The sequence below is a fragment of the Kitasatospora sp. NPDC048194 genome (assembly GCF_043202455.1).
Taxonomy (GTDB): Bacteria; Actinomycetota; Actinomycetes; order Streptomycetales; family Streptomycetaceae; genus Kitasatospora.
On sequence record NZ_JBIDAK010000004.1, the window covers coordinates 52,057 to 77,722 of the forward strand.

Below are 25,666 nucleotides of genomic sequence, written 5' to 3' on the forward strand. Positions count from 1 at the left end.
GCACCACCCGGCAGCCCGAAAAGCCGCCCTGGCAGTCCGCGAACGGCGGCACAGGACTCGCCGCCGTCCTCGGGGCGTGCTGCCGTAGGACACATGATCACTTCATCGCCGGCCCGGCTGGCCGCCCCCCTCACCGCCGTCCTCCTCGTCCTCGGCGCCTCCGCCCCGGCCTGGGCGCTCCCGCACGACGTCACCGCCGAGCAGTGCCAGGAGGCCGGCGGCACCGTGCAGGGCGGCGGCTACTGCGTGGGCGCGGTCGGTGAGGACCAGTGGGGAGCGGACATCGATGGGCAGGGCATCGCGTAGCGGCCGCCCGGCGCGTGCGCCGCTCCCCTCCGCGGGACACGGTCTCGGAGCCGTTCCATTACCCGGGCTAATCGAAGCTTGAGGTGAACGATCTTGTTGCGCCCGGTCGGCGCTGATGAGCTGACTGCATGAACAGTTCCGACATGGTCGACCGGACGGCGACCGGGATCGCGTACCGCCGGGCACCGGTGATCGCTGTAGCGCTGACCACGTTCACGGTCGTCTCCTCCGAGATGATGCCGGTGGGCCTGCTGACCCCGATGGCGAAGACGTTCTCCGTCTCGGACGGGATCACCGGCCTCTCCCTCTCGGTCACTGGGATCGTCGCAGCCGTCGTCTCCCCCTTCGTCCCCGCGCTCATCGGCCTCCGCGACCGCAAGTGGGTGCTCGTGGCGTTCATGGGCCTGCTGTCCCTGGGGAACGCCCTGACCGCGTTCGCACCGAGCTTCCCGGTGCTGGCCGCCGCCCGGATCCTCCTCGGAGTCTCGATGGGCGTCGTATGGGGACTCGCCGCGGGACTGGGCCCGAGACTCGCCGACGGTCCCCGCGTCGCCCTCGCCACCACACTCATCTTCTCCGGAGTCTCGATCGCCTCGGTCCTCGGTGTTCCGCTGGGGACGTACCTCGCGGCGCACCTGGGTTGGCGTGCCGCCTTCTGGGCGCTCGGGCTCCTCGGCACGGCCGCCGCGGCCGCCCTCGCCGTCGCGCTCCCGGCGCTCCCCGTGCGCCGGCGGAGCAGCGCGGACGGAATCGTCGACGCCCTGCGCAACCGCGGTGTCGCCATCGGGTTGGCGGTCACGGCGCTCGTGGTGCTCGGCCACTTCACCGGCTACACGTACGTCCGCCCGGTGCTCGAGCTCGACGCCGGCATGAGCGCGGGCGCGGTCGCGGTCGCACTGCTGGCCTACGGCCTGGCAGGAGTCGCGGGGAACTTCACCATCGGCCCGCTGGCCGGGCGGCGCACCGGAGCAGCCGTGTCCGTGGCACTGGCCGGAATAGCGCTGGCCACCGCGCTGCTGCCGTTCGCCGCGGTGAGCACCCGCACGGTCCTGCTCGCGCTCGTCCTCTGGGGCTTCTCGTACGGCGGCGTCTCGGTGTCGACGCAGAGCTGGGTCCGCAAGGCTGCTCCGGAACGCGTCGAGGCCTCGGCCGCACTGTGGGCCGGTGTGTTCAACGCGAGCATCGCCGTGGGCGCCCTCGCCGGTGGGCTCGTCATCGACGGCGCGGGGAGCCGTGCCGTCCTGTTCTCCGCGTCGCTGGTCACGCTGATCGCACTGGTCATCGCGCTCGGTTCACGTCCGCGACCGGCGGCTGCGCGCTCCCGGCGCGGGGAGCGGGAGGCCCCGGTCTGCTCGGGCTGAGGCCACCTCCAACCGCCCGAAGCCCGAGCGGCCCAGGCCCCGGCCTGGGCCGCTCGCGGCAGACCGGCGCGCCCGTCGGGACGCGCCGACGCGAGCGGCTGCCGGTCTCGGTGGCGACGTCTCAGCCGGTGTTCCGCACCAGGAGTTCGGCGAACCGGCCGGTCAGGCCGTGCGGCTTCCGCTCGTTCTCCAGGAGGAGCAGGCTCGTCGGCTCCAGGTCGGGAACCGGCAGGTGGCGGATGTCCGGGCGCCGGACGTACCTGGTGCTCGCCTCGCACAGCAACAGGCCCAGCCGCGTACTCGCCACGGTCGTGAGCGCCTCCTGGATCGTCCCGGCGCCCGCCGAGTAGGTCAACTCGTGCCCACCGGGCGTCCTCCTCGGCGCGTTCACCTGGCGCCAGTAGTCGGGTGCCGACCCGAGCGGCTCGATCAGCCCCAGACGGGACAACTCACCGGCGGAGACAGCCGTCCCGCGTGCCAGGCGGTGCGTGCTGGACACGGCCACGCACATCGGCTGCCGCGAGAACTCCAGCACGACGCGAGCGCCCTTCTCGTGACAGGGAGCGAGGACGATGGCCGCGTCGACCTCCCCCCGGAGCAGCTGTGTGAACGGGTCCCCCCAGGGGAGCTCCACAAGGTGCGCAGCGTGCTCGGGAAGGCCCGCTATCGCCTTGGCGACCGGCTCGTGGACGACGCCCTGGAAGCCGATCCGCAGGGGCCGGTCCGCCGCCACCGCGCTGGCACGGGCAGCGTCGAAGCCCTCGCGGAGCCGGCGGAAGGCGGGCACCACCTGGTCCGCCAGCATCCGTCCCAGAGCGGTCAGTTCGACACGGCGGCTGGTGCGCTCGAAGACCGGGGCGCCCACCCGGCTCTCCAGGCGCTTGATCATCTGTGAGACGCGCCCCTGGGAGACGCCGAGCACGTCGGCCGTGCGCCCGAAGTGGAGGTGGTGCACCAGCACCGAGAAGCACTCGAGCTCCCGGAGCGGCAGCTCCGGCAGCCCTGGCAGCCCCGGCCCTGGGTCGATGCGCTCCATCTGCACGGTCTCCGTCAACGCCTCACCGATCGGGAACGGTGGGGCCGGCCCCGGCGGCCGGTCCTGTCCCCATGATGCGGTGTGGCAACGATCAAGGACAACGGCCCCGGCTCGCCCCGGGGCGCGGGCGCGCAGCAACCCCGGGCGCCCGCGTCCGGGAGTCCCGGGCGCGGGCGCAAAGGAGTCCTGGGCGCGGGCGCACCGCGGCCCGGCCCCACCCCTGATCGGAGGAGGCCGGAACCCGAAGGGTTGTCAGGGGCGGCGCGGGCCCGTCACCGCCCCAGGATCGCCGGATCCCGGGCGAGTTCGGCGAGCAGGGCGTCGAGCTTGGCCCGGTCGACCGAGGGCATCACGAAGACGTGGACGTAGCTGCGCCGGGTGGTCTCGTCGCCCGGGACCATCAGCACGTCCTGCGAGGACAGCGACCACTTGGCCACCAGCTCGGGGCTCGGCTTGCGGAAGCGCACCGTCACGGCGCCCGGGGTGCGGGCGGGCCACAGCTCGACGCCGAGTTCCTGCTCCATGGCGGCCAGCCGGCGCTCCAGGTAGGCGGCGAGCTCCTGGGCCTCGCGGATCCGCTCCACCTGGTCGCGGTAGGAGTGGCGGGACAGGTGGTCCCAGATGACCAGCGGCGAGAAGCCGTTGCGGGATCCGGCGAAGGTGGTGTCCGGTGCGCCGATGTAGTCCGGCTGGGACGGCGGCGAGATCTGGTACTTCACCTTCGTCATGTAGATGCCGCACGGCCACGGCGCACCGGCCCACTTGTGGCCGCTCATCGCGATCGAGGAGACCATGTCGACCTCGCCGTGCCGCTCGGTGGGCAGCCGCAGCCCGAAGTCGAACTCCGGCAGGTCCACCTCCGGCGTCCAGCCGTACTCCTCCGGCTCCTCGGCGGCCAGCCGCAGGAACGGCGCGTAGCCCGCGCCGAGCGCGCCGTCCACGTGGATCCAGAAGCCGCGGCGCAGGTCGACCAGCGGCTCGCCGGTGCGCGGGTCGGTGCCGTAGACGACCTCGCGCCGGACCAGACCGTGCCGCTCGAAGATCGGCAGCAGGCGCTCGCAGACCGCGCGGACGTCGTCGTGGGCGCCCTTGAAGGTGCTGCCGAGGTTGAGGTTGACGAAGATCGGGTGGCCCTTGGCGGCGAAGAACTCGACCAGTACGGCGAGGGCGTCGACGTCTATCTCGCCCGGGCCGTCCCAGGACAGCCCGGAGGGGCCGGGGCGGGACGGGACCTCGGTGGGCCAGGTGCGCAGGCCGGTCACCGGGTCGACCAGCGGGCACTCGTCGGCGTACTTCTCCAGTCCGACGGCGTGGAAGGTCTCCACGCCCAGGACCCGGACGGCCTTGGCGAAGGAGTAGTGGGTGTCCTCGGAGTAGAAGGCCACCGGGTGGTGGGCGTTCGGGTTCTGCCGGTCGGGCGCGGCCTTGACGTAGCGCAGCGCGTCGAAGGGGGCGGTCGGCGGCTGGATGAGCGCCTTGCCGCCGAGGTAGTCCCGGGCGTTCCAGAGGGCGTACATGTTGCCCTCGGTCGAGCCCATGGACAGCATGTAGCCCCAGTAGGACTCCGGGTCCGCCGGGTCGTGCGGGCGTTCCGCGTGCCAGAGCTTCGCGTAGTAGTCGAGGACGGCCCGCTCGACGACCTTGGTGTTGGGCTTGTAGCCGCCGCTCTGGAACGGGTCGCCGAGGTTGTTGATGTTGTTCGGCATGAACCGGGCCAGGTCCAGCGCGGTGCCCTGCATGTCCTGGGTGGCCTGGTAGCCGACCAGGTGGTTGCGCTTGCGGGTCAGGTACTCGTCGACGGCGTCGAGTGCGCGCAGCCGCTGCCCGTCGTCCAGGCCGTCAGCGGGGAGCGCGAAGTCCCGGCCGTCCAGCTCCGGGCCCGGGTCGACCGCGGACGGCGCTGCGGACGGGGCTGCGGACGGCACGAGGGCGGCGGACGCGGTCGGGCTCATGGACGGGGCGCTCCGGGGGTCGCTGCGGACGGGGACGGACGTTCGTCACCCGCGGCAAGGATGGAACTTTCGTCGCCGACCAGGAAGGCCGTCTGAAGAACATTCGGTCCGGGGCCGATCAGGTTTGCGAATCTGCGGGCCGAGCTGGGATCCTGGCAGCCATGCCGAACAATCCGCAGGCCCGGCGCGCGCCCGTCGACGAGGTGGACCGGGCGATCGTCCGCGTCCTGGCCGACAACGCCCGCCTGCCGAACAACGCCCTGGCCGCGGCCGTCGGCATCGCCCCCTCCACCTGCCTGGCCCGCGTCCGCGCGCTCCAGGAGCGCGGCATCATCCGCGGCTTCCGCGCCGAACTCGACCCGGCCGCGATCGGGCTGCCGCTCCAGGCGATGATCTCGGTACGGCTGCGCGCCCACACCCGGGAGCAGAACGAGAGCTTTCGCAGCACCGCACCCGACCTGCCCGGGGTGCTGGCGGTGTTCCACATGGCCGGCTCGGACGACTACCTGCTCCACGTGGGCGTGGCGGGTCCCGAGGCCCTGCGCGACTTCGTGGTGGACCACCTCACCACCCACCCGGCGGTCGCCCAGACCCGGACCAACCTGATCTTCGAGCAGATACCGGGCCGCCGCTACCTCGCGCCCGGGCGCTGACCGCGCGGCCTGGCGCGGCTCAGGCCCCGGGAGCTCCGACGCCGTCGAGCAGCGCCCGGACGGTCGCGTCCGCGAACTCCGCCAGGCCGGCGGGGCGCAGGGCCTCGGCGGGAGCCTCCCCGGCGTAGAAGACCTCCAGGAAGGCGCGGTGGAAGCAGGCGCCGACCAGCAGCACCGCGGCCGCGTCCGGGTCGATGCCGGCGGCGACGCGGCCCAGCCGCTGTTCGGCCCGCAGGTAGTCGGCCAGGTGCGAACTCACCTGGTGCGGACCGGCGTCGTCGAGCTTGCGGCGGTGGGCGGCGAGCAGTTCGGGGCTGGCGAGCAGGCCTCCGGCCATCGGGAAGGACTGCCGGTAGAACGGCACGGCGACCTCGACCACCGCCTCCAGGTGCTCCCGCACCGCGCCCTCCCCGGCGCGCGCGGGCAGTTCGGCGACGGCGTCGGCCAGGCGCGGGGCGCGTTCGCGCAGCACCCGGACGAAGATCTCCTCCTTGTCCCGGAAGTGCTTGTACAGGGCGGCCTCCGAGCAGCCGGCCTCCCGGGCGATCTCCTTCGTGGTGGCCCGTACCAGCCCCACCGTGCCGATCAGCCGGGCGGCGGCGTCCAGCACCCGCGCCCTGGTCAGTGCGCCACCGGTCAGCGGCCGGTGCCCCGCGTTGCGGTCTTCCCCCACGCCCTCGCCGGTGCCTTCGCGCTTGCCCTCGGTCGTCATGGGCGCCAGCTTACCTTGACAGGTGGGTGAGCACTCACTCACCATCGGAAGAAGAAGGAAGTGAGCACTCACCCACCCCCGGGAGGGGTCATGGAACTCGCCGTTCTGGGCGCCACCGGCGGCATCGGCCGCCACCTGGTCGCCCACGCCCTCGCCGACGGGCACCGGGTCACGGCCGCCGTCCGGGACCCGGCCCGGCTGCCCGTCCGGCACGACCGGCTGACCGTGGTCAGGGCGGACGCCCTCGACCCCGCCTCGCTGGAGCCGGTGATCGACGGCGCCGACGCCGTCCTCTCCGGCATCGGCCAGGCCGGCCGGACCGACCCGCTCAAGCCGGCCTCGACCTCCGCCCGCGCGGCGGCCGCCGCCATGACGGCCGTCGGGGTGCGCCGGATCCTCGTGGTCAGCGCCGCACCGCTGAACCGGGCCGGCACCGGGCAGCCCTTCCTCGCGGCCAAGGTGTTCGGCCCCCTGCTCTGGGCGGCACTCCGGGACGTGTACACCGACCTGGCGGCGATGGAGAGCGTCCTGGCCGAGAGCGACCTGGACTGGACGGCCGTCCGGCCGCCGCGACTGACCGACCGCCCGGGGAGCGGGCGCTACCGGCACGCCGTCGAGACCGGACCGGCCGGGGTCACCGTCCCCCGCGCCGATGTCGCACGGGCCATGCTGGACCTGGTCACGGACCGGGCGAGCTTCCGGCACGCGGTCGGCGTCAGTTCCTGACCCTGCGCCAGTTGCTGATCAGACGCCAGAAACCGGGCCGCCCACAGCGGAAAGCGGAGCCACGATTCCTCCACGATTGTGTCCGACGAGTGGAGTAGATCGGTCCGGACCCCTTGCCAGGCCCACCGTTCCTCCCTACCTTCATGGTCCAGGAACCCCGGCCCCATCGGGCCGGTCGGTTCGCGACGGCCGCGATCCGCGGCGTCGCCATCGCCCGAGGCACGACCAGACCTGGAGGCGTCACATGCCCGTACCCATGATCGACGAGATTCGCGACGCAGGCCCGCTGGTGGTCGACGACGAGACCATCGCCTTCGAGGACGACGACCGCGGCGACCACGAGGCCACGGCGTGTCTGGCGGACCCGTGGGTCACCGCCACCACCCGCTTCGCCTGCGACTTCAACTCCTGACGTGACCGGTTCCATCGCCGGCCGCAGCGGAGGGTCCGACGACACCTGGTCGTACCTGAACGACCCGCGGATGCCGGCGATGGAACACGGCTGGAAGCTGCACGTCTCCGCCCGCCCCGGCGAGCTCGAGGCCGCGGTCGCCCTCGTCCTGCCGGTGCTGGCACGCCACGTCTGCCACGCCAAGTGGGCCCGCGACCCGGAGACCCTCCGGGAGCTCAACTCCGGGGCGAGGAGCGCCGGTTCCGTCGGAAAGGCGATCACCGTCTACCCGGCGCCCGGCACCGTCGTGGCGCTCGCGGACGAACTCGTCGCCGTGCTGCGCGGGCGGGAGGGTCCGCCGGTGGTCAGCGACCGCCGGGTCGATCCCCACGCCCCCGTCTACTACCGCTACGGCCCCTTCACCGGCGACTACCGGACCGGCCGGAGCGGGCGGCTCGAATCGGTGATGACGGGCCCGGACGGACAGCTCTTCGACGGTCTCGCCGGCGCCTCCTACCGCCGACCGCCCTGGGCCGAGGACCCCTTCGAGCACCGAACCCGCCCGCGCACCGGCGCCGGACTCGGCGGTGGACGCTACCTGGTCACCGGCGGCATCGCGCGCAAGCCGCAGGGCAACGTCTACCGGGCGCTCGACCGGGCCACCCGGGCACCGGTCGTCGTCAAACAGGCCCGGGCCTTCGTGGCCGAGGACGAGTCCGGAGCGGACACCCGCGACCGGCTGCGCAACGAGCGGAGGATCCTCCGCGCCCTCGACGGCGTCACGGGCGTGCCCCGCGCACTCGACTACTTCCGCCACCGCACCGACGAGTACCTGGTGATGACCGACTGCGGCGCACGCGACCTGCGGCGCACCGTCCAGCAGGACGGCCCGTACCGGGACGACGCGCTCCAGGATCTCGCCGCGCGGCTGCTGCGCGTCCTGGACGACGTCCACCGCCGGGGCGTGGTGGTCCGTGACCTGAAGCCCGACAACGTCGTGCTGGACAGCTCGCTCCGCTGCCGGCTGGTCGACTTCGGCATCAGCGCACTGGACGGAGCCGCCCCGGACGGCTCGACCCCGGGCTACAGCGGTCCGGTCCGGCGCGGCGCCGGGGCGGCCGAGGCCGCCGACGACTACTACGCCCTGGGCGCGACCCTCTGCTTCGCCGCCACCGGCCTGGACCCGGTGCTCGTCGACACCGATCCCGCCGTCAACCGGGACCGCACCCTGCTGGGCCTCGGCCGGGCACTGCCCGGTCCGGAACACCGCGCATTCCGTGCGCTGGTCGGCGACCTGATGAGCTTCGATCCGAAGGTGCGAGCCGCCGGCGCCGAGCGCCTCCGCACCGGGACGCACGCGCCCGGCAACGGCCACTCCGCCGACAGCGGCCCCTCCGCCGGAAGCGGACCGGTGCCAGGCCGGCGGTTCCGCCTCGACGACGGCCTGCTCACGGAGATCATCGACCACACGACCGCGTTCTGCGTGGCCGAGGCCCACCGGATCACCGACCCCACGGCCGCCGCACGCGCCGCCGTGCCCACCCCGATCGACGTCTACGGCGGCAGCTCGGGCCTCGGCCTCGAACTCCTCCACCACCGGCACCGGCCCGGGGTGCGCGACGCCGTCGAGGCGCTGGCGCACTGGACGGCCGGCCAGTCCCGGAACCTCTCCCCCGGCTTCTACTCGGGCCGTACCGGCGTCGAACTCTTCCTCGCCGGAGCGCACCTCGACCCGGTCGGCGCGTCGGCGGACACCGACACGACGAGCCCGTCGGCCCTGCCCCTCTCCGGCCCCGGCGGCGGACCACCCGAAGCGGACCTGATCGAGGGCGTCGCCGGAATCGGCGTCGGCCGCCTGCTGCTCGCCCGGCACGCCGCCGCGGGCGACGCCCGCACACCGGGCGGCCACGCCGAGCGGCACCTCGCCGTGGCCGCCGCATGCGCCCGGATGCTGGCCGCGGGCACCGCCCGGTTGACACCGTCCCGCACCGATCCGGCCGGCCGCGCCGCCCTGGCCGAGGGGCTGGCGCACGGCGAGGCCGGCGTCGCCTACTTCCTGCTGGAGTACGGCCACGCGACCGGCGACCCGACCGCGGTACGCCGGGCCCGGACGGCCTGCGCCCGCCTCGCCGCCGTCACTCCGGACGTCCTCGCCGCCTCGGCCGCGCCGGGAGCGACCCGCCGCTACGGCTCGTGGTGCCGGGGCCTGGCCGGGATCGGTGCGGTGCTCGTCCGCGCCGCCGACCGCCTGGCCGCGCCCGAGTACCTCGCCCTCGCCGAGGACGCCGCGCGCCGCTGCGCCGACCTGGCGCCCCGGATGCCGCTGGTCACCCAGTGCTGCGGGCTGGCCGGGGTCGGCGAGCTGATGGTGGACGTCGCGATGGCCTCCGGGAAGGCGGAGTTCTGGGACGCCGCCGAGACCGTGGCCGCGATCATCCTGTGCCGCAGTGGCGGCACGCCCGCCCGCCCGGTGTTCCCGGACACCGGCCTCACCCGCTCCTCCGCCACCTGGGCCGGCGGCTCGGCCGGCGTGCTCGCGTTCCTCCGGCGCCTGCACGACCGGGGCGGCCCGCGCCTCGGCCTGCTGGACTGAGCCGGGCCGGGACGCCGGGCCGCGCCGGGACCCTGCCGGACCGGGCCGGCGCGGCGGGCCGGCGGCTCGGCCTCGGGACGGCCCGCCCAAGTGGCACGGGTGTGGACCGCGCCGATCCGGGCAACCGCCCGGCATGATGCTGATCAGGCCCCCGGGCGTCTACGCGCCCCAGGACGACACCGAGCTGCTGGCCTCGTGCGTGGACCGCGAGCGCCTGGACGCCTCCAGCCGGGTGCTCGACCTCTGCACCGGGACGGGCGCCGTCGCGCTCGTCGCGGCCCGGAAGGGCGCCCGGGTCACCGCGGTGGACCTGTCCGCCCGTGCCGTCGCCGCGGCCTGGCTCAACGCCCGGCTGCACCACCGCCGGATCCGGCTCCTCCGCGGCGACCTGCTGGCACCCGTGCGCGGGCAGACCTTCGACCTGATCACGGCGAACCCGCCCTACGTACCGGCCCCGACCGCCACCGACCGGCCGGGCCGGGGCGCCGCCCTGGCCTGGGACGCCGGACCGGACGGACGGTTCGTGCTGAACCGGCTTTGCCGCCGGGCGCCCGACCTGCTACCGGTCGGCGGCGTGCTGCTGATCGTCCAGTCCTCGCTCGCGGACGTTCCGGCCACCCTGGCGGCCTTGCGCCGGGCCGGACTGGCCACCGAGGTGGCGGCCCGGCGGCGCCTGGCCTTCGGGCCGGTGATGGCTGCCCGGGCCGCCCTGTTCGAGCGGCGCGGCCTGATCCGGCCCGGCGAGTACGAGGAGGAACTGGTGGTGGTGCGCGGTGTCCGGGAACAGTGACCGGGGCGCGACCCGGGTGACGGTCGTAGCGAACGGTCCGCTGCTGATCGAGGGCCCGATCGAGGTGGTGCTGCCGGACGGCACGGTCCGGGCCGCCGAACGTCCCGTGGTGGCGCTCTGCGCCTGCCACCGGAGTCGGACCTACCCGTTCTGCGACACCAGCCACCGCCGCCGAGCCCGCCGCCCCGGGCGCGACGTCCAGCAGCCGGACAGCCGCACGCGGGACACGCCGGACACCGACGCCCACCCCCCGGAAGCGGACTCAGACGGGTTCGTCGGCAAGCGCTGAGCGCAGCGAGGTCCGCCCGGCGTTCCACCGGCCGAGCAGGTGTTCGCCGAAGCGGGCGTCCACCACCTCCGCCGCGGCGATGCCGAACGCGATGTCCTGCTCCAGCTCCGGCTCGGTCGCGATCAGTGCCTCGATCACCCCGCGCCTGACCAGTTGCTCGTGGACGGCGTCCGCCTCGACGTGCTCGCGGTAGAACAGGGTGCCGTCCGGCCCGCCGCCCAGCCGCTCCAGGGCCTTCGCCAGTCGCGCGGAGCCGGGCGACGAGGTGATCTCGATGACGGCGAACTGGCCGACGGCCGCGCCGCGCAGCGCCCGGTGCAGTCCGAAGAGCGTCATCAGGTTCACCACCGCCAGCGTCGGGGCGGGAACCAGGTCCAGGTAGTGGCCGTAGCCGGGGTCGAGACCGAAGGCGGCCATCATCCTGGCGAACAGCAGGGTGTGCGCGCGGTCCGGCCGCCCGGCCCCGTACTCGTCGTACGCGATCGTCATCAGCGAGGCCTGGGCCGGGCCGTGGATCCTCGGCAGCACCCACAGCTGCGGGTCCGCCTCCTTGAGGTGGTAGATCGAGCGGTGCACCAGGTACTCGCGGGCGTGGCCGCGCTCCCCCTCGGCCAGCAGGAAGTGCGACGGCCCGGTGCCCTCCGGCGCCTCCACCAGCAGACGCTCCAGCGCCTCCCGCAGCGGCGGCGGGGACGGCACCTCGGCGCGCACCGCGGCGAGGAAGGACTCCTCCAGCTGCCCTCGCAGGCGGAGCAGCTCAGGGTCCCACTCCCACTCGGGACGGACCCCGGGCAGGCCCCGGTCGTGCAGCTCGTAGCAGAGGTGCAGCGCGAGCTGGTGGTCCTCGCCCCACGGGTCGGTGAACGGGCCCGGCGGCGCGACCAGCCGCCCGTTGCCCGGCGGCCCGGCCGTGGCCAGGTCCAGCACCGCGGCCGAGATCGGCCCGCGCGCCCCGACCGGGCTCGTCCTGCCCGGCTGTGTCCGCACCACGTCCGGCTTCCCTTCGCCGTCGCTGCCCGTCGTCCCGCTGGCCATCACCGGCATCCTCCCGACGTCGCCCGGTATCCCGCCCAGGCGCGTGCCCCCGGGCCCTCGCGGCAAACCGGCCCGGGCGGCGGACCGGCCGCCGCGCCGGGCTGCCGGCGGGCCGTGTGAGGAAGACCACCGGCGGGTGGAATCCGCAGGTCAGCGCGGTGCGAAGGGGGTCCGGGAGGGGGTGTGACGGGGCCCACCGTTTGAGAACCCGCCGGGCGCTGTGACGATGGACGACGCCGCTGCGGAACCCGGCACCCGCGGCCATGGTCCGTGCACGACAGGTCGTGCGCCCGGACCGACCCGCTGCCGGTCCCGCCCCTCGGTTTGTGAAACGTGCTGCCCGAATCCGTCCTGTCGCCGCTCGACCGGCCCAGCCTCCTGCCCGCCCAGCGGTCCGCGTCCGCCCGTCCGGACACCGCTGCCCCCGACACCGCCCCCGCGCCCGCCGCCCCGGCGCACACCACCGCGTCGCACGCCACCGCGCCGGACACGCCGGCCCGGCCCGGCGCCGAGCGGCCGGGCTCCCGCGCGCCGTGGCGCTCGCTGCGCCACCGCAGCATGCGCTGGTGGTCGGCGGCGAACCTGGTCTCGAACGCCGGTGCCTGGATGCAGCTGACGGTCCAGAACCTGCTGGTCCTCCAGCTCACCGGCTCGGCCACCGTCACCGGGCTGTCGCTGGCCCTCCAGGTGGCGCCCGGTCTGCTGCTCGGGCTGGTCGGCGGCGCGGCGGTCGACCGGTGGCCCCGGAAGACCACCGCCGCCGTCAGCCAGGCGGCGCTGGCCCTGATCGCCTTCGGCACGGCGGCGCTGGTCGCCCTGGGAGCGCTGAGCGTCCCCGTCCTGCTGGTGCTGGCCGTGCTCACCGGGCTGATCGCCACCGTCGAGGGCCCGGCCTGCGCCCTGCTCGGCAACGACCTGGTGCCCCGCGAGGACGTCCCGTCGGCGATCGCCGTGGGCTCGGTGGTGCACAGCGTCGGCCGACTGGCCGGCACCGCCGTCGCCGGCGTCGCGGTCGGACTGTTCGGCATGGCGAGCGCCTACCTGGCCAACGGCCTCTCCTTCGTGCTGGTCGCGCTCGTCATCCCGTTCCTGCGACCGGCCGCGGACGCCGGCGCGGCCACCGCGGCCGACACGGCCAACGGCTCGCCGGCGGCGCCGGCCCGGCAGACCGTCCGGGACGGGATCGTCTTCTTCTGCGGCCGGCGCCAGCTGGTCGCGGTCGCCTGCCTCACCGGTCTGGGCTCGCTGCTCGGCCGCAACTACGGGCTCACCCTCGCCGCCTTCGTCAACGGCGCGCTGCACGGCGGCGCCCGGGAATACGGGCTGATCGCCACGATCCTGGCCGTCGGCGGCACCGCCGGCGCCGTGCTGGCCGGCCGGCTGCGCAACCCCTCCGTCCGGTTGGTGGCCGTGCTGACGGCGGCCGGCGGGGCGCTCCAGGCCCTCGCGGCGCTGTCCCCGACCCTGCTGGTGCTGGCCGTGCTGGTGGTTCCGATGGCCGTCCTGGAGTCGCTGAGCGACACCGCCGTGACCACCGTCCTCCAGACCGACCCGCCGGACCACCTGCGCGGGCGGGTCCAGGGCGCCTGGCGCAGCGTCAGCACGGTCTGGGGCCTGGCCGGGCCGCCGCTGCTCGGTGCGTCGATCCAGGCACTCGGCGCACGTGGCGCGCTGCTGACCGGCGGTCTGCTGGTGAGCGGCACGGTGGGCGGCGCCGCCGCGCTGCGACGCCGCTCCGCCGAGCGGCCCCGGGACCTGGAACGGCTCAGCCCGGCCGTGTGACGGACGGGCGTCCGGCCAACTGGTCGGACGGGCGTTCGGCCGGCCGGTCGGGCTGCGGGGCGCGGTGTTTCCACCCGTCCGAACCGGGCACGCGCGGCGGCATGGACAGGCCTCCCCCGACGCGAACCGCTCGCCGGCGCCGCTACCTGCTCTGCCCGCCCGTCCACTTCTCCGTGGACTACGCCATCAACCCGTGGATGGACCCGGGCAGGCCCGTCGACCGCACGGCCGCGCTGCACCAGTGGACCCACCTGTGCACGGTCCTGCGCCGCCTCGGTCACCAGGTGGAACTGATCGACCCCCAGCCCGGCCTGCCCGATATGGTGTACACCGCAAACGGGGCGACGGTGGTGCAGGGCCGGGCCCTGGTGGCCCGCTTCCGGCACCGCGAGCGCGCGCCGGAGGCGGAGGCGCACCGGCGCTGGTTCGCCGCCGCGGGCTACCACCCCGTCCGGACGGCCGGCCTGGTGAACGAGGGCGAGGGCGACCTCCTGCTCGCCGGCTCCCGCATCCTGGCCGCGACGGGCTTCCGCACCAGCCGCGAGGCGCACCGGGAGGCGGGGCGGTTCCTGGGGCGCGAGGTGGTCACGCTGACGCTGGTCGACCCGCGGTTCTACCACCTCGACACCGCGCTCGCCGTCCTGGACGACGACCTGATCATGTACTACCCCCCGGCGTTCTCCGCGGAGAGCCGGCGGGTGCTGCGCCGGCTCTACCCGAACGCCCTCCTCGCCACCGAGGACGACGCCGCCGTCCTGGGCCTGAACGCGGTCAGCGACGGCCGGCACGTCGTGCTCCCCGCCGCCGCGCACGGCCTCGCCACCCGGCTGCGCGCCGAGGGGTACGTCCCCGTCCCGGTCCACCTGCCCGAACTCCTCAAGGGCGGCGGCGGCCCGAAGTGCTGCACCCTCGAACTGCGCCCGGCGTGACCGGGCCGCCCCGCGGCCGCGGTGGATCAGCGCCGCAGGCCCCGGCGGCGCCCCAGTAGGCGCAGCCCCGCGAGCATCGACGTCAGGGCCCACACCACGCCGAAGGCCGCCAGCGCGCCGGGCGAGTGGACGTCCGCGCTGACCAGCAGCAGACCGGTCGACAGGGCCACCAGCAGCGCCAGGACGGCGGACGGCACGCGTACGGCGCCCCGCAGGACACCGCCCAGCACCCAACGGGGCCCGCGCCGCATCGTCCGCAGCGCACGGTCCAGTCGGCCGTCCGCCCGCAGGGTCTCCTCGATCTCCGCCAGGATGCGCTGCTCCCGGCGGGAGAGCTCCGGCCCGTCCATCGCCGACACCTCCACCGGGCGGCTGCCCAGCCCGCCCGGGCGTAACCGGCACCCGCCCGGGTGCCCCCGGCTCGCGGGGCCGGGCCCCGGACGGTCTCGTGGATCGGGAGGCGTGCACGGTTTTCCGCCTCCACGGAAGGAGACCGGCTGTGGAGCAGCGACCAGGGCATCCGCCGAGGATGGGCTTCTTCACCGACACCTCGGTGTGCATCGGCTGCAAGGCCTGCGAGGTGGCGTGCAAGGAGTGGAACGCGATCCCCGAGGACGGCCTCGAACTGACCGGGATGTCCTACGACAACACCGGCGGCCTGGGCGCCGACACCTGGCGCCACGTCGCGTTCATCGAGCAGAGCAGGCCCCCGGGCGGCGTCTGGGCGGTCGCCGACCACGGCCGGGTCGACGTCTTCGCCGAGGCGCAGCGCCTCGGCCGCCCCGCCGGGGCCGGCGAGCGCATCGCGCCGGTCGCCCCCGAGGGGCGGACCGAGTTGCGCTGGCTGATGTCCTCCGACGTGTGCAAGCACTGCACCCGGGCGGGCTGCCTGGACGTGTGCCCCACCGGCGCGCTGTTCCGGACCGAGTTCGGCACGGTGGTGGTCCAGCAGGACGTCTGCAACGGCTGCGGATACTGCGTGCCGGCGTGCCCGTACGGCGTGATCGACCAGCGGCCGGACGACGGGCGGGTGTGGAAGTGCACGATGTGCTACGACCGGTTGGGCTCCGGGCTGGAGCCGGCCTGCGCCAAGGCCTGCCCCACCGACTCGATCCGGTTCGGGCCGCTCGAGGAGCTGCGGGAACAGGCCGCGGAGCGGGTGCGGGTGCTCCAGGAGGCCGGGGTCGAGGGCGCCCGGCTGTACGGCCACGACCCGCAGGACGGCGTGGGCGGGGACGGCGCCTTCTTCCTGCTGCTGGACGAGCCCGAGGTGTACGGCCTGCCGCCCAGCCCGGTGGTGACCACCCGTGACCTGCCCGCCATGTGGCGCCGGGCCGCGCTCGCGGCCGTCACGGTGGCCGCCGGCGTGGCGGCGTGCTGTCTGCGGAGGGCCCGATGAGCGGGGCGCGCGCAGGGCGGGGCGGACGGACCCGTGGGGAGCGGGCGATGGTGCCGCCGGCGGAGTTCGGCTCGTACTACGGCCGGCCGGTGCTGAAGCGGCCGGTCTGGAAGCCGCTGGACATCGCCGGCTACCTGTTCCTCGGCGGCCTCGCCGGCGGTTCCTCGGTGCTGGCCGCCGGCGCCGGGGCGTCCGGGCACGGCGCGCTCGCGCGACCGCTGCAGGTGGGCGCGTTCGGGGCGATCTCCCTGTCGCTGGTGGCGCTGGTCCACGACCTCGGCCGCCCGGGACGCTTCCTCAACATGCTGCGGGTGGTCAAGCCGACCTCGCCGATGAGCATCGGTTCCTGGCTGCTGTCCGGGTACGCGCCGCTGGCGGGCACCGCCGCCGCGAGCGCCCTGAGCGGCCGGCTGCCGCGCGTGGGCCGGGCCGCCGGGGCGGGAGCCGCCCTGCTCGGGCCGGCGGTGTGCACCTACACGGCCGTGCTGATCAGCGACACCGCGGTGCCGACCTGGCACGACGGCCACCGGGAGCTGCCGTTCGTCTTCGGCGGGTCCGCGGTGTCCGCAGCGGCGGGCCTGGGCCTGCTGGCCGCGCCGGTCGCCCAGAACGGGCCGGCCCGGCGCGCCGCCGCCTTCGGGGCCGCGCTGGAGATCGGCGCGACCCGGCTGATGACCCGCCGGCTCGGGCTGAGCGCCGAGCCGCTGCACACCGGGCGGCCCGGCCGGCTGATGCGCGCGGCGGAGCTGCTGACCGGTCTCGGGACGGCGCTCGCGCTCGGCGCCGGGCACCGGGACCGGCGGGTGGCTGCGGCCGCGGGGGCGGCGCTGCTGGCCGGATCCGCCGCGCTGCGCTTCGGGGTCTTCCTCGGCGGCGTGCGGTCCGCCGAGGATCCCAAGTACACCGTCCTCCCCCAGCGGGAGCGCCTGGTCGCCGAACACCGGGCTGCGGGATGAGGTGCACGCGGTGATGATGGGAGTCGGCGGCCCGCGAGCGGGCGCCCGGCACGAGGAGGTCCCGTCGTGGGCGTTCTGACCTGGATCGACTCCTGGCCGGTCTACCGGCAGCTGACCGGCACCGACCCGCTGGGCCGGGGCGAGGCGGCCAGGAGCGCCCGCACCGAGGCCCTCGCCCCCCGGACCGACACGGCCGACCGGGTGGTCAAGTCCGTCTGCCCGTACTGCGCGGTCGGCTGCGGCCAGGACGTGTACGTCGAGGACGGCCGGGTCACCCAGATCGAGGGCGACCCCGACTCGCCGGTCTCCCGGGGCCGGTTGTGCCCGAAGGGCTCGGCCACCCTCCAGCTGACCACCGGGGCGGCCCGCGAGTACCGGGTGCTGTACCGCCGCCCGCACGGCACCGACTGGGAGCCGCTGCCCCTGGACACCGCGATGGACATGATCGCCGACCGGGTGATCGCGGCCCGCCGGTCCGGCTGGCAGTGGGAGGTCGACGGGGCGCGCACCCGCCGCACGATGGGTTTCGCCAGCCTGGGCGGCGCGACGCTGGACAACGAGGAGAACTACCTGATCAAGAAGCTGTTCACCGCGCTGGGTGCGGTGCAGATCGAGAACCAGGCCCGTATTTGACACTCCTCCACCGTCCCCGGTCTGGGGACCTCGTTCGGCCGCGGCGGTGCCACGACCTTCCAGCAGGACCTGCAGCACGCCGACTGCATCGTCATCCAGGGCTCCAACATGGCCGAGTGCCACCCGGTGGGCTTCCAGTGGGTGATGGAGGCCAAGGCGCGCGGAGCCAAGGTGGTCCACGTGGACCCGCGGTTCACCCGGACCAGCGCCCTGGCCGACCTGCACGTGCCGCTGCGCGCCGGAAGTGACATCGCGTTCCTCGGCGGCATCGTCAACCACGTGCTCCGCCAGGAGAAGTACTTCCGCGAGTACGTCGTGGCGTACACCAACGCGCCGGTGGTGCTGCGCGAGGACTTCCGGGACACCGAGGACCTCGACGGGCTGTTCTCCGGGTTCGATCCCGAGGCCCGCACCTACGACCCCGCGACCTGGCAGTACCGGGGGCTGGAGGTGCAGGCGGCCTCCGGGCAGCGCGACGAGCAGTACGTGCGGCGGACTGAGAGCATGGGCCGCGGCGAGGCCCACGGCTCCGGCGGCGCGCCGATCGGCGAGGAGGAGCCGGAGCGGGACGAGACGCTGACCCACCCGCGCTGCGTCTTCCAGGTGCTCAAGCGACACTACGCGCGCTACACACCGGAGCTGGTGGAGCGGGTCTGCGGCGTGCCGCAGGACGTCTTCCGGCAGGTCTGCGAGCTGGTGACGGAGAACTCCGGACGGGAGCGGACCACGGCCTTCGCGTACGCGGTCGGCTGGACCCAGCACACCGTCGGCGCCCAGTACATCCGCACCGCCGCCGTGCTGCAGCTGCTGCTCGGCAACATCGGCCGCCCCGGCGGCGGCATCCTGGCCCTGCGCGGACACGCCTCGATCCAGGGCAGCACCGACATCCCGACGCTGTTCAACCTGCTCCCCGGCTACATCCCGATGCCGTACGCCCACCCCGACGAGACGCTGGACAGCTTCGTCGAGGCGGAGGCCGCCCACAAGGGCTACTGGGGCGAGATGCGCTCCTACCTGGTGAGCCTGCTGAAGGCGTACTGGGGCGAGGCCGCGCAGCCGGAGAACGACTTCCGCTTCGACTACCTGCCGCGGCTGACCGGTTCGCACAGCACCTACGAGACGGTGCTGGCCCAACGGGAGGGCACCTGCCGGGGTTACTTCCTGTTCGGCGAGAACCCGGCGGTCGGCTCGGCCGACACCAAGCTGCAACGGCTCGGCATGGCCAACCTGGACTGGCTGGTGGTGCGCGACTTCTCGCTGATCGAGAGCGCGACCTGGTGGAAGGACGGGCCGGAGATCGCGAGCGGCGAGCTGCGGACCGCGGACATCGGCACCGAGGTCTTCTTCCTGCCCGCCGCCGCCCACACCGAGAAGGACGGCAGCTTCACCAACACCCAGCGGATGCTCCAGTGGCACCACGCGGCCGTGGAGCCCGCCGGGGAGGCCCGCAGCGACCTCTGGTTCACCTTCCACCTCGGCCGGATCATCCGGGAGAAGCTCGCCGCCTCCACCGAGGAGATGGACCGTCCGCTGCTCGACCTGGTCTGGAACTACCCCACCCGCGGTCCGCTCGACGAGCCGGACGCCGAGGCCGTCCTCGCCGAGATCAACGGCCGGGACGCCCGGGGCCGCCCGCTGTCCTCGTACACCCAGCTCAAGGACGACGGCTCCACCGCGTGCGGCTGCTGGATCTACTGCGGCGTCCGCGCCGACGGGGTGAACCAGGCGGCCCGGCGCAAGCCCGGCGCGGAGCAGGACTGGGTGGCCAAGGAGTGGGGCTGGGCGTGGCCGGCCAACCGCCGGATCCTCTACAACCGGGCCTCCGCCGACCCGCAGGGCCGGCCGTGGAGCGAGCGCAAGGCGCTGGTCTGGTGGGACGCCGAGGCCGGCCGCTGGACCGGGCACGACGTCCCCGACTTCCCCGTCGGCCGGGCGCCCTCCTACCGCCCGCCGCCGGGGGCCCGGGCCGCGGACGCGCTCTCGGGCGTCGACCCCTTCGTGATGCAGGCGGACGGCAAGGGCTGGCTGTTCGCCCCCGCCGGACTGACCGACGGACCGCTGCCCACCCACTACGAGCCGCAGGACTCGCCGTTCGACAACGCGCTGTACGGCCGGCAGCGCAACCCCGTCCGGCACCTGATGCCCTCGCTGCCGGACAACCGGTACCAGCCGAGCGGCAGCGAACCCGGCTCGGAGGTCTTCCCGTACGTGGCGACCACCTACCGCCTCACCGAGCACCACACGGCGGGCGGCATGTCGCGCTGGCAGCCGTACCTGGCCGAGCTGCAGCCCGAGATGTTCTGCGAGGTGTCGCCCGGGCTCGCGGCCGAGCGCGGGCTGGAGCACCTGGGCTGGGCCACGGTGGTGACGGCGCGGGGCGTGATCGAGGCCCGGGTGCTGGTCACGGACCGCATGGTGCCGCTGCGCGTCCAGGGCCGTACGCTGCACCAGGTCGGGCTGCCCTACCACTGGGGCCCGAACGGCTGCACCACCGGCGACGCGGCGAACGAGCTGCTGCACCTGTCCCTGGATCCCAACGTCCACATCCAGGAGGCCAAGGCGCTGGCCTGCGACATCCGGCCCGGCCGGCGGCCGCGCGGGCCCGCCGCGGTGGAACTGGTCCGGGAGTACTGCCGGCGGGCGGGCATCACGGAGCGCACCGGCACCGAGCCGTGACCGGCGCACGGCGGCTCGTACCTTACCGAGCCGCGCTCAGCGCAGCACCAGGGCGCGGCCGGACGGCGGCACCAGCTCCCCGATCACCGGCGCGCCGGGCACCTCCCCGGCGACCAGCAGTCCGCCGGAGGTCTGGGCGTCGGCCAGCAGCAGCCGGTCGGCCTCGGCCACCCGGCCGAAGTCCGTGTGCGGTGCCACCCAGTCGAGGTTGCGGCGCGTACCGCCGCTGACGAAGCCGTCGCGCACCGCCTCCCGGGCGCCCGCCAGGTACGGCACCGCCGCGGTGTCGATCACGGCGGTCACGCCCGAGGCCCGCGCCAGCTTGTACAGGTGGCCGAGCAGGCCGAACCCGGTGACGTCGGTGGCGCACCGGGCCCCGGCGGCGAGCGCCGCCCGGGCCGCGTCGCGGTTCAGGGCGGCCATGGTCTCGACGGCCTCGGGGAAGTGCTCGCCGGTCGCCTTGTGACGGTTGTTCAGCACACCGGTGCCGAGCGGCTTGCTGAGCGACAGCGGCTGCCCGGCGCGGCCCGCGTCGTTGCGCAGCAGCCGGTCGGGGTCGGCGATGCCGGTGACGGCCATGCCGTACTTGGGCTCCGGATCCTCGATGCTGTGCCCGCCGGCCAGGTGGCAGTCCGCCTGCCGGGCGACCGTCAGGCCGCCGCGCATCACCTCCCGGGCCAGCTCGAAGGGCAGGGTCCCGCGCGGCCAGGCGAGCAGGTTCACGGCGACCAGCGGGGTGCCGCCCATCGCGTAGACGTCGGAGAGGGCGTTGGCGGCGGCGATCCGCCCCCAGTCGAAGGGGTCGTCGACGACCGGGGTGAAGAAGTCGGCGGTGGCGATCACCGCAGGACCGCCGTCAGGGAGGCGGACGGCGGCCGCGTCATCCCCGTTCTCCAGGCCGACCAGCAGGTCGGCCGCCCCGGCGGCCGGGGGTGGGACCAGCCCGGACAGCGCGGCCTCCAGCTCGCCCGGCGGGATCTTGCAGGCGCAGCCGCCGCCCCGGGCGTAGCCGGTGAGTCGGATCGGGGCTCGGGTGGTCATGACGGTTCCCTCGGGTCGGTGCAGCGGGTCGGTGCGGCAGGTCGGTGCAGGCGGTCCGGGCGGGCGGGCCGGTGTGGTGCGTTGATCCGCGGCGCCCCACCCGCTTGCATGGGCGCTGACGCGGAGACGTGCGGGTGCCTGGTGGCCCTCCCGGTCTTCAAAACCGAGGTGTCCGAGGATCTCGGACAGGCGGGTTCGATTCCCGTCCGTCTCCGCCACCTGCCGCAGCGGCCGTGCAGCGGCGGTGGACGGCGTCGAGCCGTTCCGTCCAGCCGCGCCGGTCGAGGTGCTCCAGCAGGGGGATGACGACCCGCCGGGTGGTGTCCAGGGCGATCCTGGCCTCGCTGGTGGTGAACGGCTGGGCCAGCCGGGCCAGCGCGGCGGCCGCCCGCCGGTCGGCGTCCGGGAGCAGCACGATGCCGTCGGGGAGCCGCAGCAGCTCGCCGGAGGCGGCCGCGGCGGCGACCAGTTGCGGCGTCAGCCCGAGCGCGGTGAGCTCCGCCGCCTCGGGGGCGTGGAACGGCCGGGCGGCGAGCCGGTCCCGCACCTGCCGTACGGCGGGCGGCAGGACCGGCGCGGTGACGCTGCCGTAGAGCCGGCCGTCACGCTGGTCGAGCCGGCCGGCCAGCGCCCGGACCAGCGCGGTGACCAGGGAGCGGTCCGGCAGCTCCAGTTGGCGGCGGGCCGCCTCGACCGGCAGGCCCGGGTCGGTCGGGCGTTCGGCCGCATGGCGTTCCACGGCCTCGCACAGCCGCCGCTGGAGTCGCGACCAGTGCGCCGGGTCGCACAGCCAGTCGGCGGTGACGGGCGGTGCGGCGGGGGTGAGGCCCATCGCGGTGAACTCCTGGCGGCGGATCAGGCCGCGGCGGCGCAGCTGCGCGGCGGCGTCCGGCACGCCCCGGTACCCGTCGAGCTCGCGGGCCCGGTCGGCCGCCGCGCCCCGGCGGGTCAGCCGGGGCGGGCGCGGGTCGAGGACGGTGGCCGCGCCCGCGATGCGGTGCCGGCCCGGGTCGCGGAGCAGTGCCACGTCGTCGATCCGCAGCGGGAGCGGGGTGTCGAGGGCGAGTCGGGCGGTGGCGGTGCCGAGGGGGCGGACGGTGACCGGGACGGCGGCCGTGCCGAGGTGCAGGGTGAGCCGCCGCGGCAGGTCGGCGGCGGCGTCCCCGCGGAGCCGGACGTCGACGGTGTCGGTGGTGAGCCAGCGGTCCGGGGTCAGCAGGGCGCTGCCGCGCCGCAGGTCGGCGGCCCCGGGGCCGTGCACGTTGACCGCCACCCGGGCCGCGGCGCCGACGGCCGGTCGGGGTTGCTTGAGGCTCTCCAGGCCGCGGACGCGCAGCAGTCGGCCTTCGCCGGGGCCGGTCACCGCGAGCAGTCGGTCGCCGACGGAGATCGTGCCCGCTGCGAGGGTGCCGGTCACCACGGTGCCGTGGCCGCGCACGGTGAACGTCCGGTCGACCCACAGCCGGACGTCACCGGTCCGGTCGGCCGGGGGCAGCCGGGTCGTCAGACGGGCCAGCGCGGCGCGCAGCTCCGGCAGCCCGGCTCCGGTCAGCGAGCTGACGGCCACCGGCTCGACCCGGCCCAGGGAGCTGCGGGCCAGTCGGGCGAGGGCCTGGTCCCGGGTCGGGGCGGGATCGGCCAGGTCGCTGCGGGTGACGGCGAGGACGCCGTGCCGGACGCGGAGGGCGTCGAGGACGGCGAGGTGTTCCTCGGACTGGGCCTGCCAGCCCTGGTCGGCGGCGACGACGAACAGCACGGCGGGGACGGGGCCGACGCCGGCCAGCATGGTGGTCACCAGCCGTTCGTGGCCCGGCACGTCGACGAAGGCGGTCTCGCCGGCCTCGGGCAGGGTGGTCCAGACGAAGCCCAGGTCGATCGTCATGCCGCGGCGGCGCTCCTCGGCCCAGCGGTCCGGTTCCATCCCGGTGAGCGCGCGGACCAGGGCCGACTTGCCGTGGTCCACGTGGCCGGCGGTCGCGATCACGTGCACGGCCGCTCCGGTGTCTGGCTCCGGGCGACGGCCCGGCCGCCGCCGGCGCCGTGTGCGGCGACGGCGACCTGCGGTGGCGTTCCGGCGCAGCGACCCCGTTCCCCGGCTGCGGCGCGGACGGCCCCGGCGAGCCGGTCGTCGGCCTCCGGGGCGACGGTGCGCAGGTCGAGCAGGCAGCAGCCGTCGGCGGTCCGGCCGACCACGGGCGTCGGCCCCTGCCGCAGGAGGACAGCGAACTCCTCCGGCAGGGCGAGCGCCGAACTGGCCAGCACCACGCCGGGCGCTCCGCCGCCCCCGACCACGGCCCGGCTGCTGACCGCCCGGGCCGGGATGCCCTCCGCCGACAGCACCCCGGCCAGGCGCTGGGCACGGGTGCGCAGTTCGCGCTCCCCGGCGCGCAGGGCGCGGCGGGTGGGCGTGTCGGGTGTGGTGAGGGTGGCCTCCAGGGCGGCCAGGGTCAGCTTGTCGACGCGCAGCGCCCGGGCCAGCGGGTGCCGGGCGAGGGCCCGGACTGCGTCGGCGCGGCCCAGGAGCAGGCCGCACTGCGGGCCGCCGAGCAGCTTGTCCCCGCTCGCGGTGACCAGGTCGGCGCCGGCCCGCAGCCAGCTGTCGGCATCCGGTTCGTCCGGGAGCAGCGGTTCGCGCTCCAGCAGGCCGGAGCCGATGTCGGCGACGACCGGAGGGCCGAGCGCGGCGAGTTCGGCGACGCCGACCGCTCCGGTGAACCCGGTGATGCGGAAGTTCGAGGGGTGGATCTTGAGGATGAACCCGGTGTCGCTCCCGATCGCGGCGGCGTAGTCGGCGACGGTCGTCCGGTTGGTGGTGCCGACCTCGCGCAGCCGTGCGCCCGTCGAGGAGAGCAGGTCCGGCAGGCGGAAGCCATCGCCGATCTCCACCAGCTCGCCCCTGCTGACGACGATCTCCCGGCCCTGGGCGAGCGCCGTGGCCGCCAGGACGAGGGCGGCGGCGCCGTTGTTCACCACGTGTGCGGCCTGGGCGGCGGGGACGCGGGCGAGCAGGGCCCGTACGGTCGAGCGGCCCCGGGGTGCCCGTTCGCCCGAGGCGAGGTCGAACTCGACGTCGGTCGCGCCGGCCGCGGCGAGGACGGCCTGCCGGGCCGGCTCGGAGAGTGCGGCGCGCCCGAGGTTGGTGTGCAGCAGCACGCCGGTGGCGTTCAGCACGGGGCGCAGGGCGGTGGCGCTGTCCGGGAGCGACCCGAGGGCCGTCTCGGCGACCTCGGCCGGGCCGATCAGCCCCTGCCGGGCGAGCTCCTGGGCGTCCGTCACGGCGGCCTTGACGATCGGCCGGCCGAGGCGTCCGACGGCCTCGGCCAACCGGGGGTCGGCCAGGACGGCATCGGTGCGGAGCACCGCCCGGCGCGGATCGGGTCCGCGTCCTCCGCCGGCTCCTCCGGCCGCGGGTCGAGCGGCATCCGACGCCCGGTCACCGTGCGTCGATCCGTCGGGCGTCGAACCGTCGGGCGTCGATCCGCGGTACGTCGGTCCGCGGTGCGTCGATCCGGAGTGCGTCGAGCCGTGGTGCATCGATCTGTCTCGGCCTTCGGGCTGGCGGTCACGTGGGGATCAGCCTGACCGCTCGGCCCTGCGGCTTCGTCCACCGACACGCTGGGGAGCGGCGAAACTGCGTGGCCCCGCCCGCCGCGGGTGCCCGGCCGCGGGTTCCGTCCGCGACGCCCGACGAGCACACTGGAGGCGGGGCGGGACCCTGTTGCTTCGGCCGATGCGAGGTGGCTGCGATGCCGTTCCCGCCGTACACCACCAGACGGCCGGGTCTGGACCTGCTCCGATGGCTCACCGTGGCGGGGCTGGCGGTCGACGCCTACGTCCACGCCGATCTCGCCGACCGGTACGACCCGGTGGCGAACCCGATCAGCCAGGGCGACCTGTTCCGGGCCGAGGCCGGGCTGGCGGCCCTCGCGGCGCTGCTGGTCCTGATCCGCCCGCGCCTGTCGGCGCTGGCCTTCGCCTTCCTGGTCGCGGCAGGCGGCCTCGTGCTCCTGCTGCTGTACCGCTACGTCGACGTGGGGTCGATCGGGCCGCTGCCGGACATGTACGAACCGGTCTGGTTCACCGAGAAGGTGATCGCCGCGGTGGCCCAGGGCGTCGCCGCCGTGGCCGTCGTCCCGCTCCTGCGCGCGCACCGGAGGGTCCTGGTCTGACGTCCGCGCGTGTGCGGGGCCGGATACGGCGGAGCCGTGGCGGGGAGGTGGGGCGGCGAGTACGCGGGGCGGGTGCGCGCGGCACGGGCGGCCGGTGAATGGCCGGCGCCGGCGGTGGAGGTGCTGCAGCAGGTCACGGACGAGGTCGGCGACGCGGTGGTCCGCCGCTTGCCGAGTGCGGCGGCGCCGGCGCAACGGCTGTCTCGGACCTCCGTGCCCGGGGCTGGGCCGGGGACG

The 25,666-nt window shown here is 75.2% G+C and carries 21 protein-coding genes, 1 tRNA gene and 1 pseudogene; 15 read left to right on the forward strand and 8 right to left on the reverse strand.

Annotated elements, in window-relative coordinates; translation table 11 throughout:
- Positions 1–93: 93 nt before the first annotated feature.
- Both ACGF07_RS07175 and ACGF07_RS07180 read left to right on the forward strand, forming a co-directional pair.
- Positions 94–306, forward strand: coding sequence for a hypothetical protein (locus ACGF07_RS07175; RefSeq protein ID WP_392896160.1), 213 nt, complete (start codon positions 94–96; stop codon positions 304–306).
- Positions 307–434: 128 nt separating this feature from the next.
- Positions 435–1,667: an MFS transporter gene (locus tag ACGF07_RS07180; protein WP_392896162.1), complete on the forward strand. Its 1,233-nt coding sequence runs from the start codon at positions 435–437 to the stop codon at positions 1,665–1,667.
- A 121-nt stretch (positions 1,668–1,788) separates the two neighbouring features.
- On the opposite strand, the gene ACGF07_RS07185 is transcribed toward ACGF07_RS07180, so the two are convergent.
- Together ACGF07_RS07185 and ACGF07_RS07190 are read right to left on the reverse strand one after the other, a co-directional pair.
- Complete coding sequence (locus ACGF07_RS07185) at positions 1,789–2,703, reverse strand: LysR family transcriptional regulator (RefSeq protein WP_392896164.1); 915 nt, start codon at positions 2,701–2,703, stop codon at positions 1,789–1,791.
- Between the two features lie 272 nt (positions 2,704–2,975).
- Positions 2,976–4,655 carry a histidine decarboxylase gene (locus tag ACGF07_RS07190; protein ID WP_392896165.1) on the reverse strand — a complete coding sequence of 560 codons (1,680 nt, stop codon included), beginning with the start codon at positions 4,653–4,655 and terminating at the stop codon, positions 2,976–2,978.
- Positions 4,656–4,816: 161 nt separating this feature from the next.
- Between ACGF07_RS07190 and ACGF07_RS07195 the strand changes: the two genes are divergently transcribed.
- Positions 4,817–5,308 (forward strand): Lrp/AsnC family transcriptional regulator, encoded by a 492-nt coding sequence (locus tag ACGF07_RS07195; protein WP_350735540.1) that lies wholly within the window; start codon positions 4,817–4,819, stop codon positions 5,306–5,308.
- 19 nt (positions 5,309–5,327) lie between these two features.
- Here the strand turns inward: ACGF07_RS07195 and ACGF07_RS07200 are convergent, their stop codons facing one another.
- Complete coding sequence (locus tag ACGF07_RS07200) at positions 5,328–6,020, reverse strand: TetR family transcriptional regulator (protein WP_392896168.1); 693 nt, start codon at positions 6,018–6,020, stop codon at positions 5,328–5,330.
- A 90-nt stretch (positions 6,021–6,110) separates the two neighbouring features.
- Here ACGF07_RS07200 and ACGF07_RS07205 point away from each other — a divergent pair, with 90 nt between their 5' ends.
- The 5 genes from ACGF07_RS07205 (at position 6,111) to ACGF07_RS07225 (ending at position 10,809) form a co-directional block, all read left to right on the forward strand.
- A complete protein-coding gene (locus ACGF07_RS07205; protein ID WP_392896170.1) occupies positions 6,111–6,746 on the forward strand; it encodes an NAD(P)-dependent oxidoreductase in 636 nt (211 codons plus the stop codon).
- Between the two features lie 244 nt (positions 6,747–6,990).
- A complete protein-coding gene (locus ACGF07_RS07210) occupies positions 6,991–7,158 on the forward strand; it encodes an SflA family class IV lanthipeptide (protein WP_392896171.1) in 168 nt (55 codons plus the stop codon).
- A gap of 1 nt (position 7,159) precedes the next feature.
- Positions 7,160–9,730 carry a class IV lanthionine synthetase LanL gene (gene lanL, locus ACGF07_RS07215; RefSeq protein WP_392896173.1) on the forward strand — a complete coding sequence of 857 codons (2,571 nt, stop codon included), beginning with the start codon at positions 7,160–7,162 and terminating at the stop codon, positions 9,728–9,730.
- A 133-nt stretch (positions 9,731–9,863) separates the two neighbouring features.
- Positions 9,864–10,520 (forward strand): HemK2/MTQ2 family protein methyltransferase, encoded by a 657-nt coding sequence (locus ACGF07_RS07220; RefSeq protein ID WP_392896175.1) that lies wholly within the window; start codon positions 9,864–9,866, stop codon positions 10,518–10,520.
- A gap of 16 nt (positions 10,521–10,536) precedes the next feature.
- Entirely contained in the window at positions 10,537–10,809 is a 273-nt protein-coding gene (locus tag ACGF07_RS07225; RefSeq protein ID WP_392896176.1) for a CDGSH iron-sulfur domain-containing protein, read from the forward strand.
- Here ACGF07_RS07225 and ACGF07_RS07230 read toward each other — a convergent pair.
- Complete coding sequence (locus tag ACGF07_RS07230; RefSeq protein WP_392896178.1) at positions 10,783–11,844, reverse strand: iron-containing redox enzyme family protein; 1,062 nt, start codon at positions 11,842–11,844, stop codon at positions 10,783–10,785. The genes ACGF07_RS07225 and ACGF07_RS07230 overlap by 27 nt on opposite strands.
- A 558-nt stretch (positions 11,845–12,402) precedes the next feature.
- Between ACGF07_RS07230 and ACGF07_RS07235 the strand changes: the two genes are divergently transcribed.
- Together ACGF07_RS07235 and ddaH are read left to right on the forward strand one after the other, a co-directional pair.
- Positions 12,403–13,626 (forward strand): MFS transporter, encoded by a 1,224-nt coding sequence (locus tag ACGF07_RS07235; protein ID WP_392896658.1) that lies wholly within the window; start codon positions 12,403–12,405, stop codon positions 13,624–13,626.
- Positions 13,627–13,727: 101 nt separating this feature from the next.
- Positions 13,728–14,555, forward strand: coding sequence for a dimethylargininase (gene ddaH, locus ACGF07_RS07240; RefSeq protein WP_350735566.1), 828 nt, complete (start codon positions 13,728–13,730; stop codon positions 14,553–14,555).
- Positions 14,556–14,581: 26 nt separating this feature from the next.
- Here ddaH and ACGF07_RS07245 read toward each other — a convergent pair whose 3' ends face one another.
- Positions 14,582–14,905, reverse strand: coding sequence for a hypothetical protein (locus ACGF07_RS07245; protein WP_392896180.1), 324 nt, complete (start codon positions 14,903–14,905; stop codon positions 14,582–14,584).
- Between the two features lie 179 nt (positions 14,906–15,084).
- Here ACGF07_RS07245 and ACGF07_RS07250 point away from each other — a divergent pair, with 179 nt between their 5' ends.
- From ACGF07_RS07250 to fdh, 3 genes are all read left to right on the forward strand, one after another.
- On the forward strand, positions 15,085–15,954 hold the full coding sequence (locus ACGF07_RS07250) for a 4Fe-4S dicluster domain-containing protein (protein WP_392896660.1): 870 nt from the start codon (positions 15,085–15,087) through the stop codon (positions 15,952–15,954).
- 47 nt (positions 15,955–16,001) lie between these two features.
- Entirely contained in the window at positions 16,002–16,910 is a 909-nt protein-coding gene (gene nrfD, locus ACGF07_RS07255) for an NrfD/PsrC family molybdoenzyme membrane anchor subunit (RefSeq protein WP_392896182.1), read from the forward strand.
- Positions 16,911–16,976: 66 nt separating this feature from the next.
- Positions 16,977–20,219 (forward strand): formate dehydrogenase, encoded by a 3,243-nt coding sequence (gene fdh, locus ACGF07_RS07260; RefSeq protein WP_392896184.1) that lies wholly within the window; start codon positions 16,977–16,979, stop codon positions 20,217–20,219.
- Positions 20,220–20,255: 36 nt separating this feature from the next.
- Here fdh and selD read toward each other — a convergent pair whose 3' ends face one another.
- Complete coding sequence (selD, locus tag ACGF07_RS07265; protein WP_392896186.1) at positions 20,256–21,260, reverse strand: selenide, water dikinase SelD; 1,005 nt, start codon at positions 21,258–21,260, stop codon at positions 20,256–20,258.
- A 122-nt stretch (positions 21,261–21,382) separates the two neighbouring features.
- Between selD and ACGF07_RS07270 the strand changes: the two genes are divergently transcribed.
- Positions 21,383–21,478, forward strand: a tRNA-Sec gene (locus ACGF07_RS07270).
- Between the two features lie 83 nt (positions 21,479–21,561).
- On the opposite strand, the pseudogene ACGF07_RS07275 reads toward ACGF07_RS07270, so the two are convergent.
- Both ACGF07_RS07275 and selA read right to left on the reverse strand, forming a co-directional pair.
- Positions 21,562–23,250 (reverse strand): annotated as a pseudogene (locus ACGF07_RS07275) (GTP-binding protein); the annotation flags it as partial.
- Positions 23,241–24,620 (reverse strand): L-seryl-tRNA(Sec) selenium transferase, encoded by a 1,380-nt coding sequence (gene selA, locus ACGF07_RS07280; protein WP_392896188.1) that lies wholly within the window; start codon positions 24,618–24,620, stop codon positions 23,241–23,243. The gene selA and the pseudogene ACGF07_RS07275, both read right to left, overlap by 10 nt.
- Before the next feature lie 386 nt (positions 24,621–25,006).
- Here selA and ACGF07_RS07285 point away from each other — a divergent pair, with 386 nt between their 5' ends.
- Positions 25,007–25,429, forward strand: a complete 423-nt coding sequence (locus ACGF07_RS07285; protein WP_392896190.1) for a hypothetical protein — start codon at positions 25,007–25,009, stop codon at positions 25,427–25,429.
- The last annotated feature ends 237 nt before the right edge of the window (positions 25,430–25,666 follow it).